This window comes from Bremerella alba, assembly GCF_013618625.1.
Classification (GTDB): Bacteria; Planctomycetota; Planctomycetia; order Pirellulales; family Pirellulaceae; genus Bremerella; species Bremerella alba.
Genome location: NZ_JABRWO010000001.1, coordinates 159,957 through 173,303 on the forward strand (window position 1 = coordinate 159,957; position 13,347 = coordinate 173,303).

Annotated in this window: 9 protein-coding genes; 5 read left to right on the forward strand and 4 right to left on the reverse strand. The window is 53.9% G+C overall.

Translation table 11 applies throughout. The features are described 5' to 3' along the window. The first annotated feature begins 58 nt into the window (after nucleotides 1-58). The 3 genes from HOV93_RS00590 to HOV93_RS00600 are packed head-to-tail and all read left to right on the forward strand — an operon-like array spanning nucleotide 59 to nucleotide 4,812. The gene (locus HOV93_RS00590) at nucleotides 59-1,789 is read left to right on the forward strand and encodes an arylsulfatase (protein WP_207394503.1); all 1,731 of its coding nucleotides are present in this window, start codon (nucleotides 59-61) and stop codon (nucleotides 1,787-1,789) included. 12 nt (nucleotides 1,790-1,801) lie between these two features. Next, nucleotides 1,802-3,424 (forward strand): arylsulfatase, encoded by a 1,623-nt coding sequence (locus HOV93_RS00595; protein WP_207394504.1) that lies wholly within the window; start codon nucleotides 1,802-1,804, stop codon nucleotides 3,422-3,424. 44 nt (nucleotides 3,425-3,468) lie between these two features. Beyond that, the gene (locus HOV93_RS00600) at nucleotides 3,469-4,812 is read left to right on the forward strand and encodes a sulfatase family protein (RefSeq protein ID WP_207394505.1); all 1,344 of its coding nucleotides are present in this window, start codon (nucleotides 3,469-3,471) and stop codon (nucleotides 4,810-4,812) included. Between the two features lie 77 nt (nucleotides 4,813-4,889). Here the strand turns inward: HOV93_RS00600 and HOV93_RS00605 are convergent, their stop codons facing one another. The 4 genes from HOV93_RS00605 to HOV93_RS00620 all read right to left on the reverse strand — a co-directional run bounded on the left by HOV93_RS00605 (nucleotide 4,890) and on the right by HOV93_RS00620 (nucleotide 10,824). Beyond that, complete coding sequence (locus HOV93_RS00605) at nucleotides 4,890-6,158, reverse strand: tetratricopeptide repeat protein (protein WP_207394506.1); 1,269 nt, start codon at nucleotides 6,156-6,158, stop codon at nucleotides 4,890-4,892. Then, nucleotides 6,155-7,501, reverse strand: coding sequence for an ATP-binding protein (locus HOV93_RS00610; protein ID WP_207394507.1), 1,347 nt, complete (start codon nucleotides 7,499-7,501; stop codon nucleotides 6,155-6,157). The genes HOV93_RS00605 and HOV93_RS00610 overlap by 4 nt, the downstream gene beginning before the upstream one ends. Before the next feature lie 131 nt (nucleotides 7,502-7,632). Further along, a complete protein-coding gene (locus HOV93_RS00615; protein ID WP_207394508.1) occupies nucleotides 7,633-9,168 on the reverse strand; it encodes a hypothetical protein in 1,536 nt (511 codons plus the stop codon). Between the two features lie 144 nt (nucleotides 9,169-9,312). After that, the gene (locus tag HOV93_RS00620; RefSeq protein ID WP_207394509.1) at nucleotides 9,313-10,824 is read right to left on the reverse strand and encodes an aldehyde dehydrogenase family protein; all 1,512 of its coding nucleotides are present in this window, start codon (nucleotides 10,822-10,824) and stop codon (nucleotides 9,313-9,315) included. A 225-nt stretch (nucleotides 10,825-11,049) separates the two neighbouring features. On the opposite strand from HOV93_RS00620, the gene HOV93_RS00625 reads away from it, so the two are divergent. Both HOV93_RS00625 and HOV93_RS00630 read left to right on the forward strand, forming a co-directional pair. Continuing rightward, complete coding sequence (locus HOV93_RS00625; RefSeq protein ID WP_207394510.1) at nucleotides 11,050-11,862, forward strand: hypothetical protein; 813 nt, start codon at nucleotides 11,050-11,052, stop codon at nucleotides 11,860-11,862. 85 nt (nucleotides 11,863-11,947) lie between these two features. Further along, a complete protein-coding gene (locus HOV93_RS00630) occupies nucleotides 11,948-13,330 on the forward strand; it encodes a sulfatase-like hydrolase/transferase (RefSeq protein ID WP_207394511.1) in 1,383 nt (460 codons plus the stop codon). Nucleotides 13,331-13,347: the final 17 nt, after the last annotated feature.

Sequence of the window (13,347 nt, forward strand, 5' to 3'; positions counted from 1 at the left end):
TTTTACTTCGACTACAATTAGAGCCACCACTCTCAACTCTGCTATTCAAGAACTCACCATGCTACAACTTTCCACTTGGGTCCCTGCGTGGACATTTGCCCTGACCTTCTTCGCGGTCACTTGCCTCTCAGCCGCCGACCAGCCAAACATCGTTGTTATTCTTTCCGATGACATGGGCTACTCAGACATCGGTTGCTATGGCAGCGAAATCCAAACGCCGACACTCGACACTTTAGCCGACAACGGTTTGCGATTCTCGCAATTCTATAACACGGCTCGCTGCTGTCCGACGCGTGCGTCGTTGCTCACAGGGCTGTATCCACACCAAGCTGGCATTGGCCATATGGTGACCGGCAGCTACGACATCAGCAAGTTCCCCGGCTATCAAATGGGATTGAATCAGCGCTGCCAAACTATTGCCGAAGTACTTAAACCAGCTGGTTACAAAACGTACATGAGCGGCAAGTGGCATGTTTGCAATAACATACGCCCCGAAGGCATTAAGAAGAACTGGCCCCGTCAACGCGGCTTTGATCACTTTTATGGGACAATCACTGGTGCCGGCAGTTTTTATGATCCGGCTGCCTTATGTCGCGGCAACACCCTGATCACCCCTGAGAACGACACCGAGTATCAACCCGAGACATTTTATTACACCGACGCCATCGGCGACCACGCAGTCGGCTTCCTCAAGCAACATCAAAAGCAATCGAGCGAGTCCCCCTTCTTCCTTTACGTCGCTTTTACGGCAGCCCATTGGCCAATGCATGCGTTACCGGAAGACATCGCTAATTATGACGGTGTTTATGACGAAGGCTTCGCTGTTATCCGTGAGAAACGACTTGCCAAGCTGAAACAGTTGGGACTAATTGATCCATCGTGGGAGATGGCCAAACAAGTAGGCGATTGGGACAAGATAAAGCACAAAGAGTGGGAAATTCGCAATATTGAAGTCTACGCGGCGATGATCGACCGCATGGATCAGAACATCGCTAAAATTACGGCTCAACTGAAAGACTCTGGCGACTTCGACAACACGGTCATCTTCTTCATGCAAGACAACGGCGGCTGTGCCGAAGGCATTGGACGTGCCAGTGATATGAATTTACCTGAACCTCGTCAGGCCATGGCGGTCGACCAAGTGCAATTGGATATCATCCCCAAATTTACCCGCGACGGTCGACCCGTTCGTCATGGGCCAGAAACGATGCCTGGTGCCGATGATACCTACATCGCCTACGGCCGAGATTGGGCAAATGTCTCGAATACCCCGTTCCGTGAATACAAACATTGGGTTCACGAAGGAGGGATCGCCACGCCGCTGATCGTGCATTGGCCGCAGGGTATCGATGTCTCGCGCAATGGGAAGCTCGACCACACCCCCAGCCATTTGATCGACATCATGGCAACGTGCGTGGATGTCGCAAAAGCCAACTATCCTCACCAAGTAAACGGCAAAGAGATCACTCCGCTTCCAGGCGTTAGCTTGTCGCCAGCGTTTGCAGGCAATCCGGTGCAGCGTAAGACACCGATCTTCTGGGAGCACGAAGCGAACGGGGCGGTTCGGGATGGAAAGTGGAAGATCGTTCGCTACGGCAAGATGGGCTCAGGAAAAACCATGTCGTGGGAACTGTACGACATACAGGCCGATCGCACGGAACAACACAATCTGGCCAGCCAGCACCCCGAGCGTGTCCAGAAAATGGCCAAACAGTGGCAGGCCTGGGCAGAAGCGTCAGACGTCCTTCCTTGGCCGTGGGGTCATCTTCGCAAGAAGCCAGTTCACTAGAGAGACTTCCGCATGAAAACCTCCCTTCCTTTGGCCGGCCTTTGTCTCTTACTTCTTTCGGCGATGGTTCAAGCCGACGAACGGCCCAATATCATCGTGATCATGCTAGACGACTTGGGGTACTCCGATCTCGGCTGCTATGGTGGTGAAATACAAACACCCAATATTGATTCGCTGGCTCAGGATGGGTTGCGTTTCACCTCGTTTTACAATTGTGCCCGATGCTGCCCGACACGCGCGGCGATGCTTACCGGACTCTACCCCCATCAGGTCGGCCTTATTCGTAATGGACGTTCGCTCACCAAGAACGGTGTTACCATCGCCGAGGCCCTCGGCAACGCCGGTTATCAAACGGCCATGGCCGGAAAGTGGCACCTGAGTCAAACCAACCCGATCGACAATCGTCAAAAACAGCTTGATTGGCTCAATCATCAAGCTGACTTCGGCCGCCCTTTCGCTCCGTTGGATACTTATCCGGCCAACCGCGGATTCCAACATCACTTCGGCCCCGTCTGGGGCGTCGTGAACTACTTTGATCCCTTTTCCCTGGTCGACGGCACGAAGGTCGTTAAAGACATTCCCGATGACTTCTACATGACCGATGCCATCACTGACAAGGCCGTCGAGTACATCGAAACGATGTCGCAAAAGGACGCCCCCTTCTTTCTTTACGTCGCCCATACGGCCCCGCACTGGCCACTGCATGCCAAGCCAGAAGACATCGCCAAGTACGAAAAGACCTATATTGAAGGGTGGCAGAAACTGCGTGATCAGCGTTATGCCAGCATGATTGAAATGAAATTAATCGATCCCCAGTCTTTTCCTAAGCCGCAGCTTCAAGGGGATGGCCTCGATTGGCAAGCCCTGGATGACGAGCACCGCAAGCACATGGCCCAATTGATGGCCGTCCATGCTGGTATGATCGATTGTGTCGACCAAGGCGTCGGTCGAATTCTCGATACCCTTAAGTCAGCTGGTCGCTTTGATAACACACTGATTCTTGTCATGGCAGACAACGGCGCATCGCCGGAACGCTATCTCAATCCTGGCTTCGATCGGCCTGATCAAACACGAGACGGTCGCAACATACAGTACAACGGCGTGTTCGATCCTGGCAGCGAAGAGACGTGGGGCTACATTGGCTCGTTTTGGGCCAATGCGGCCAACACACCCTTTCGCTATTGGAAGGCGCAGTCGTTTGAAGGGGGAACCCATACGCCGCTGATCGCTCACTGGCCAAGTGGCTTGAAAACGAAACCGGGAACCCTGACCGATCAGCCCGGGCATGTGATGGACATCATGCCCACGTGTCTCGAAATCGCTGCCGCAGAATATCCTCAAACCTACGACAGCCATAAGATCACGCCGTTGGAAGGCAAATCGCTTTCGCCCATCCTCCGTGGTGAGAAGCGTGCTGGTCACGACCAACTCTTCTTCGAGCACGAAGGGGGCAAAGCCGTGATTGCCGATGGCTGGAAACTCGTTCAACCAAAGCAGAACGGCAAATGGGAACTTTATCACCTGGCACAAGATCGCACGGAAACCAAAAACGTTGCTGTCGATCATCCCCAGCTTTTGCAAGAGATGAAGAAAAACTGGCACTCCTGGTTCGACCGCGTGAAACCAGCGGATTAGTTTCCAATTTCCTCGAATTCATTCTCCCTGCTAGGAGCCTCGGCATGCGTTTCGTTCTTATCGGCCTCTCGATACTTGCATGCTCTGCCTGCCAACTCGTGGCCGCAGAGCTTCCTGATATTGTCGTATTCCTTTCGGATGACCACACCATCGGCGATTCATCGTTGTATGGATCAACTGACTTGAAGACGCCCAACATGGATCGCATCGCCATGCAGGGCCTAACGTTCGATCAGGCCTTTGTCGCATCCCCCTCATGTGCTCCTAGTCGGGCTGCTTTACTGACCGGATTGATGCCTTCGCGCAACGGCGCTGAGCCCAATCATTCGCGTCCTGATAAAGAGATCAAGAAGTTGCCTGCCTACTTTCAAGAGCTAGGGTACGAGGTGGTCTCGTTCGGTAAGGTCGGGCACTATCGCCAAACGCCTGAATATGGATTCGATATCGCAAAACACTTTAAATACCACGAAGACATTGCCGTGCCGGAAGCTCTCAAGTGGCTCGACGCTCGCGAAAGCGACAAACCGCTACTCCTTTTTGTCGGCACCAATTGGCCGCATGTCCCCTGGCCAGAGCCCGAAACAATCGATGCCAAAACGATCAAGATTCCTTTGCACCATGTGCATACACCTCAAACACGCATTGCTCGTGCACGCTACTATCAGGCCATCACAACGATGGACCGCGAACTAGGGGAAGTCTTCGACGCCGCCTACGAAAAGCTCGGGGACGACACCTTGTTTCTGCATACGAGCGATCATGGTGCCCAGTGGCCCTTTGGTAAGTGGACACTCTACGACGAGGGAATCCGCACACCCATGATCGCTGTCTGGCCAGGCAAGATCCCCCCTAGTAAGCGTACCGAGGCAATGGTTTCGTGGGTCGATATCCTGCCAACACTTTACGCTGCGGTCGGTCAGACTGCACCGGAAGAAATCGACGGGCGATCTTTCTTGCCAGTCCTCTTGGGCGAAACGGATACGCATCGCGACGTCATCTTCACTGTTCACAGTGGCGATGGCAATAAGAACGTCTATCCCACCCGTAGCATTCGCACACCGCGATGGAAGTACATCCGCAACCTCCATCCAGAATTCAAGTTCACGTCGCATATCCTGGGGGATACGCGCCCTCAACCTTATTGGGGAAGTTGGGTCGAGAAAGCCAATAAGGTTCCCGAGGCTGCTCGCAAGGTTAAACGATACCTCGAGCGGCCGGCAGTAGAGTTGTATGACCTAAAAGCCGATCCGACAGAACAAAATAATCTGGCCGCTTATGTCGAGCACAAAGAAAAACTGGCAAGCCTAGCCAACCAGTTGGATGCCTGGATGAAGACGCAGGGAGATCAGCAAAAGGTCTATGGCGAGCCTACGCTCCTAAAGAATTGAGCAACTGCTTTTTGATGAGGGTCCCCGGCAATTCACCGCCAGCCAAGGAGACTTCTTCCTTCAGCACATGGAAAACCTTACCGCATGCTCAACACGTTGGCCAAGATGATCGATCCCAATGGTACGAAAATGAACCCTTGCGAACACGTCTGGCAAAACGATGCTGCGGCCGTTGGCAGATTTTCCAGCCCGTGAATCGCACCTACGCCAAACCCCACCGACATCACAACCGCAGCCATGGTCACAAGTGCCAACACGTTTCTCGGCGTTCCTTCTCGCGATTGGAACATCATCGCCATCGGAATCGCTGTAAAGCCGAAACACATGGCCAACACGAGGCCTGTTTCGTTCTGCCAAACGATCTCGCTGGCGAGCGATGCCAGTGTGAGAACGATCGCCGCGCCCACGGCCAGTCCGCCCCAGCGTTCCCATGGAGTTAATGCCATGCGCCCAAACGGATGCAGAACGAGAAACGCGTTCGAGATCGGTCCGGCAAACCAGGTCGTCACGCAGAATAGCAGGTACACTGCCATGAACGCGTAGGCGAGTCCTTGCGTGCTTGGATTAGCTGCTAACGCAACGTAGATGACCTTGTAACCCAAGTAGAGCCCAACGATGATCATCCACTGTATGCCAGCGGTCTTGGTGGCCATCCAAATGAAATAGCCCAAGATCCAGCGATAAATCGGCACCTTGGCCTTAAGGGTTTCCAGTGCTCCTTGGCGTGCCCAGTCCAATTCGGGATTGATGCGTAATGCTTCGCGAAAGTGAGTTTCTGCTTTGTGCAAATCGCCCTTTTGCAAATAGGTCCAACCGAGATTGGCATGGGCAGTCGCATCTTCGGCATCAATTTGCAACGATCGCTTAAGCTCTTCCTCCGAGGCCCCTGCTTTGCCCTGGCTGCGAAGGGCAAGTGCCCGAATGTTCAACGCTTCGGTATCGTCAGGATCGTACGACAGCGTCATCTCCGCCGCACGAGATGCCCCTTCCCAGTCCTTGTAGTGAGCGTACACCATCGCGATGACGTTCGAAGCCATCGTCTCTGAAGGTTCCAGCTGCAACGCGTGCTCGGCCCCTAACTTGGCATCTTTATATTTGTCTGCTTGAAGATAAATCCAGGCCAGCATTGCGTGCGATTTTGCCCAATCAGGTGCCATCCGAACGGCCAACTCGCCATGCTCGATCGCCATGGCATGTTCTTTCAGCGTAGAGTGGCACAGGCCCAACATCAGATGATTGCTCGGATTCTCCGGATCTTCCGCCAAGCCGAGGGAAAGTTCGCGTTTCGCTTCTTCATAGCGATGCGAATGGATCAGCATCTTGGCCCGCTCAAGTCGTTGAGTCATTTCAATTTCATGTAGCTGAGGATGTCGTCGTAAAGCCCGCCTTCATTGGCATACAGGGCATAGTTTCTCGCAGTCGCAAACCACTCCTTGGTGGTTGGCTTGTGCCGCTTGGCTGCGGCGAGCAAATCCTTGCCAGATACCGGGACCGGTTTGCCGGTTTTCAACGCTTCGCTCAATTTCGATTCCACGGCCAGGTCGACGACCGCCTTCATGTCAGCTCCGGAAAACTGATCGGTCTTCTTAGACAAATAAGCGAAATCGACATCCTTGGTTGGTTTACCTTGGCAGAGAACCTGCAAAATCTCGGTCCGCGATGGCTGGTCAGGTGGAGGGACAAAGATCACCCGGTCGAAACGTCCTGGTCGCCGAAACGCAGAATCAACGTGCCACGGAGCGTTCGTAGCCGAGAGAACGAGGACGCCTTCATTGGAGTATTCTGCGCCGTCCATTTCGGCCAGAAATTGATTGATCAGTTGCCGCGCGCTGCCTCCGTTCATGTCGCTCCGACGACCACCCAATGCGTCGACTTCGTCAAAGAAAATCACGCAAGGACTGCTACTGCGGGCAAGTTGAAACAGCTGATGCAAATTGCGTTCACTGTTACCCATCCACATATCCAGGACATCGTTGATGCCGATGCTGATAAAATTCGCGTTGATCTCGCCGGCGGTGGCTCGAGCCAAATGGGTTTTGCCGCAACCAGGCGGGCCGTACATCATGATCCCGCCTCCGATCGTTTTGCCATACGCCTTGTAGATTTCGGGATTTTGCATCGGGTAAATGATCTTCATACGAATCTCTTCCTTGAGATCCTCCATTCCGCCAACATCCGCAAATTTAATTTTGGGACGCTCGACCGATGCGTTGACATCTCCAGAACTCTCGCCTGATCCGATGCGAATTCGTCCATCCACGACCTCGCTCTCCTCGAACTGAGCACCCACGCCAAGACGTTCACTGAGTTCTTCATCTTCGAGATCAGGATCTAGATCGATCGCCGTCTTATAGTGGTAGACGGCCGACGAGGTGTTGCCCTCGGCTATCGCAATCCGCGCAGCCAGCAGATGCGCATCAGCCGAAGCATCTTTACCATGGACCACGCGTTCGATAACGACAGCGGCCTCGCCGATCTGATTGTTTTGCAGAAAAGAATCTGCCAGACGCAGCGGCCAAGTACCATTTTGAGGCTCTATCCGCGATAGCTCCTTGAAATGGTCAATCGCCGACTCAAACTTCCCCAAGCGGTAAAGCGTATCGGCCAAGTGCGAGCGCAAAGGAATATTATCCGGGCTAAAACGCAATGCCTCTTCTAGCGCGCGGAGCGATTCTTCAGACGAACTCATAGACACCCATCATCGGCAGCGAAAAGTCAATTCACAAGACTCCCCCTATCATGCCACGTGGGGGATGCCTTGCCCACTCACTCTCAGGCATTTTTCCAAGATCATCATCTAGAAACACTGAGAACAATCGATCAAGTTAGGGCTGCCTGAATTCGCTGAACAAGCTGGTTGTCTGCCCGCTGAGAATCACGCAGCAGGAAGATATTGGAGGCCAAGTAGGCATCACGCCACTGGGGTGACACCTGGTAATAATCTTCTAGAATCGCCGAACTGAATTTGTAATCGTGGGCATTGCTTCCTTTGCGAAAGACTAGCACCCGGGCCGCGTCGATTAACTGCTTCGCCTTGGCTTCATGGTTTTCCTTTTCTTGCAGATAACCCAGGGTCATTTTCGCGGCATTGAGTGGGTCGCTACCAAGTTCGGAAAAGATGCTCTCGACCGCTTCCGCCGTATTGCCTTCCGGCTTTTGGGGATCGAGCGTGGTCGCGGTGACATCCTTGACGCCACCCCGCCCTCGCATACCACTGCGAAACATAGGCAGAAACGCCGCGTTTTGCAGCATCAACAGTCGACGCGTCTGGTCGTCTCCGCACGTCTCATAGGCGTAACGCAGGGCATTGGTCGTAGTGACGCTGTGCAAAGGAACGATCGCTGGCTGTTGCATCACCATTTCGCCTGCCACCACGTGCAGGGCATCCCAAATTGATTGAGGATGGGTCCCTGCGTTGATCAGTTGAACGACCTGATCGCAGGCGTCATCGTTGGAACTGCTACGCAGTGTTTCGATCATCGTTTGCGTTGCATCTGGATCGAGTTTGCCGGTCGTCCAATCGTCTCGCATCTTTGCGGCGATTTCTTCGTTGCGCCGGAAGGGACGGTCGGCTTCGTCATCTCGTTTTGCGGGATTGCTGCCTTCGTGCATCAGCAAGGCATAGGTCAAACTGCGAAGCACCGGCTCGGCATGCTGCCAGCCGATACAACCCAACGTGCGGTAGCTGTTGGCAACATAGATCGCCTTATGACCAATACTGCGATAATCGCGCGAGCCATAGCGAAACAGCAAGCGGTAGATCTCGTTCGCACCGCCGGTACGTGCCAGACTGGCGGCGGCAACATCGGCTTTCTCTTCATCCCAGTTATCCATCGCATCGATGAACTGAGCCCTGGCCTTGCTGTGCGAGAGGATCTTACTGTCATCCATCGCAGACATCGTCCAATCACCCCGTTCTTGGACATCACGTTTCTCGGCCGATTTGTAGTGATCGAGCGCCCAAAATATCGGTAACCAGCGATGTTCATCCGGCGATGACAGGCTCGCCAGGTGGGCGGAGTTAACGACCAGCACTGCGTGGAACTTGTGTCCGACACTTGGTCGCGGTTCGACATTCTTTACCCCCACCAACAGCAACGCGGCGAGCACTTCGCGATAGCTGGTCCCTTTCTTTACCTTCGCCGCAATCTCTTCGAGAAGCGTTTCCCGAGGGGTCTCTTCGATGAATCGGACTAGGGGCTCGATACTGGGATCGAGCCGCACGACGTCGGGGTCCAACTTCGCTTCCGCCGCCGATACCGGACGAAGCTGAGAGAGTAGCCCGAGGTCGCCCATAGATAGCAGACCACCGGCAAGGGCACTCGACTGAAGAATCTGACGACGAGATAAAGGCATGGGAATTCCTCCTAGGAATGAGGAGAGTTGGGGCATCCGCGCACTTATCTTTGTATCGCGCTGCGATCAGAAAACAAAACGAATTCAGTCGCATCTCTCCCTTGCCCGAGCGGACAAGGAAGTTATTTTGACATACGTGACGCTTTATTTCAGTTGCAGCGTGACCGCTTTGGTCTGTGTGTACAAGTTGACCGCTTCGTGACCCATTTCTCGGCCCCAACCTGACTGCTTGTAGCCGCCAAAGGGGAGCGAGGCATCGAACACGTTGTAGCAATTCATCCAAACGGTGCCGGCCTTGATTCGTTTGGCGATCCGATGCCCCAGGCTAATGTCTTTGGTCCAAACGGCCGCAGCCAGACCATAGATGCTGTCGTTGGCCGTGGCGATCACTTCTTCGATGTCATCGAATGCCACCGCGGCTACCACTGGGCCGAAGATCTCTTCCTGAATCACCTTCATGTTAGAGTGGGTATCGACCAAAACGGTTGGCTCGACGAAGTAGCCATCGCTATCGGCCCTCTTGCCACCACATACGGCCGTAGCTCCTTCCTTCTCGCCGATATCAAGGTAGCTGCAAACACGGTCTTGCTGAACCTGAGAGACCATGGGCCCCATATCCGAATCGGGATGCATCCCGGGCCCTAATTTGATTTTCTTCGCTTGTTCCGCCACCCCTTCGACGACTTGATCGAAGTGGTTTCGATGCACGAACAAGCGGGAACCGGCACAGCAGCATTGGCCATGGTTAAAGAAGATCGCGTTGGCCGCCCCGGCAATCGCCGCCGGAATGTCGGCGTCAGGCATAATGATGTTCGGGCTCTTGCCACCCAGTTCGAGCGATATCTTTTTCAAGTTGGTTTCACTAGCCGCTTTAACAATTAACTTGCCAACCTCGGTCGAGCCGGTGAACGCGATCTTGTCGACATCGGGGTGGGCTGATAGTGCGGCCCCAGCGGTTTCTCCGAAACCGGTGATCACATTCACAACGCCCGGTGGGAAGCCGGCCTCTTGAACCAATTGAGCTAAACGCACCGCACTCAACGGGGTTTCTTCTGCCACTTTGAGCACCACAGTGCAGCCTGCGGCCAAAGCTGGCCCCAACTTCCAGGCTGCCATCAACAGGGGGAAGTTCCAAGGTATGATCTGCCCGACCACGCCAACAGGTTCTCGCAACGTGTAACTATGGAACTCGGCCCCTTCGAGATACGGCACCGAGATCGGAATGGTCGTTCCTTCGATCTTGGTGGCCCAGCCGGCCATATAGCGAAATAGATCGATTGCCAAGGGAACGTCGGCCCCAGCGGCAACCGCTTTTGGTTTACCATTGTCGAGCGATTCAATCTCGGCGAGCTCTTCGGTGTGCTGTTCCATCAGGTCGGCCAACCGCCAAAGCAATTTGCCTCGATCTGAGGCCGTCATGGCAGGCCAAGCTCCGCTCTCGAACGCTTTCCGCGCGGCGGCCACCGCTTTATTGACATCTCGCTGACCACCTTCAGCCACCTCGGCAATCACCTTGCCGTCGGCAGGGTTCACCACTTCAAATTTTTGCCCGGTTTCTGCCGGCATCCACTGGCCATCGATCAACAGCTTATGATCCTGGTCTAAAAATACTTGCGTTTCAGGACGTGCGACAGGGGCACTCGTCGTCAGAATCATGACTCTCTCCTTCGTCGATGGGGGAAGCGGTTTGTACAGCGATGGCGAGAAAATAAAAGCGCAGACTCACTGCGGTGGTCACTCAGGCCTTCTCCCATTCTATGCGTTGTTGGCTAATCGATAAAAATATTTGTTTTCCATGTTGTTATCAATCTCGCCCAGTCGGTCTACCTCTTAAGAGTCATAAACACCCCACATATCACTCGAAGAACGAGGTTTTGGGCCATGGAAACTTTTGCTCAGTTGCAGCGCACATATGACGCGATCCATGCCGAGGCTATCCGCCTGGCCGGTACGACGCGGCAGCTATCACAACGTGCGGCCACCTACCATCACATTTACGAAGATTCAGGCCGAAATCACATCTTTCCCCTGATCGCTGCCCATGGAGCCTTATGGGCTCGGTTGTATTTCGCCTTCGGCATGAGGCTTGGCAAAATCTTCTCATACCAATACGCCCTCTCGACAACGGTTCGTCAACAAAAGCTCAACGCTTTAGAGGCATTCGCCGAAGCATTTCGTGAGGTAAACCGACGGGTTTGCGTGCAAACCTACACGACCTATCACTTCACCAAGCTTCACGGAGATCATTCGGATGCCGATAAACTTGTTGCCTCCCACTTACTCGCTGCCCTAAAGCGCATTCATGCCGCGAATCGGAAGGGGGAGCAAATGTCCGATCAAAGGAAACGAGACATTTTTGAAACACACTTCTTGGACGAACAGGAGACCGTCGTTGGACCACGAATCGAAAAGGCCGTAAGCCAGTTCGACTGGCCGCTGATGAAATCGCTGGCACTGATGCCAGCGGTTCGTTTTGCCTACTTCCCGGTCGGCTATTGGCTTCAATTTTGGAAATTTGACCGGAAAGAGGAACGCATCGCTCGTGGCCTGAGAGCATTTGATGTGGCCGCGGAAATGGGATGGAAACACACCGAGGCGACACTCGATCGCTATGCGATACTTCCCCAAGATTTCTTTGCGGATTCGATCGGACATTTCTCTCACTTAAAAAACGAGATCCTCACGGCAGCTTAGCCTAATAGCTTGTATCGCCGTTCAGAACCGCTATCCTGAAACGAACCTACCTGAATTCCCGCCCACTGTTTCCGAGATAGCTTCTATGCGTGCGCTGCTTTGCCTTGCCCTGCTTTTCGTCCCTGCTGTTTTGTTAGCTGCCGAGCGTCCGGCCAACATTGTGTTAATCGTCTCCGACGATCAAGGTTATCACGACTTAGGGTCGTTCGGAGCCACCGATGTCCGCACACCGCATCTCGATCGATTAGCCTCCGAGGGCACTCGGCTTACCAGTTTCTACGTCGCATGGAATGCCTGTACCCCTTCACGAGCAGCTTTCCTGACAGGCAGATATCCGCAGCGAAATGGCACCTACGACATGATTCGCAACGATCGTGTTGATGATGGGCACCTCTACTCGCCGGAAGAATACGTGTTGTCACCAGAGCATCTCCTCGGCACGGACGTACGTGAGATCTATCTATCCAACGTTCTAAACGACGCCGGCTACGCATGTGGATGCTACGGCAAGTGGGACGGCGGTCAGTTGAAGCGGTTTCTACCACTTCAACGTGGGTTCGATGACTTTTATGGCTTCTGCAATACGGGCATCGACTACTTCACGCACGAGCGATACGGTGTGCCCTCGATGTTCGATGGGAACGAGCCCACGACTAAAGACAAAGGAACCTACTGCACGACGCTGTTTCGAGACCATGCGTTAGAGTTTATCGACCAGAATCATGAGCAGCCGTTCTTTTTGTACGTGCCGTTCAATGCACCGCACGGGGCTTCTAGCCTTGATCCCAAAATTCGCGGCACCGTGCAGGCCTCACCTGAATACTTAGACAAGTACACCGCCGCCAAGAGTCGCTCAGCACAACGCCGACGCGGGTACATGGCCGCCGTCACTGAAATGGATGCGGCAATCGGTGCGATTCTCGAACGACTCGACCGTTATGAAATCGCCGACGATACACTCGTGATCTTCTTTTCCGACAATGGAGGCAGCGGTCTAGCGAACAATCAACCGCTGCAAGGCCGCAAGTCGACCATGTGGGAAGGAGGCAACCGTGTCCCTTGCATCGTCCGCTGGCCAGGGCATATACCTGCCGGTAAAGCAAGCGACGCGTTTCTTACTGCCCTGGAAGTCTTTCCCACCGCGTGCTCAGCTGCTGGCACGCCCCTTCCTAGCGATGTTACCTACGATGGTTTCGACATGCTGCCGGTACTCCAGGGCAAGATCGAGTCGCCTCGAAAGGAGATGTTCTGGCATCGACGAAATGAAGTCGCCATTCGCAACGGCGACTGGAAGTGGATCGACAGTAAAAAGGCGAAGGGCCTGTACTACCTGCCTGAAGATATTGGCGAGAAGAACAATTTGGCCCAAAAGCATCCTGATAAAGTTCAGGCACTCAAGCAGCGGCTTGCTCAATGGCAAAAGGAAATGCAAGCCGCTGAGCCTCGCCGCCCTTTCCGCAACTTCTAGTCAAAGAGCAACGTTCC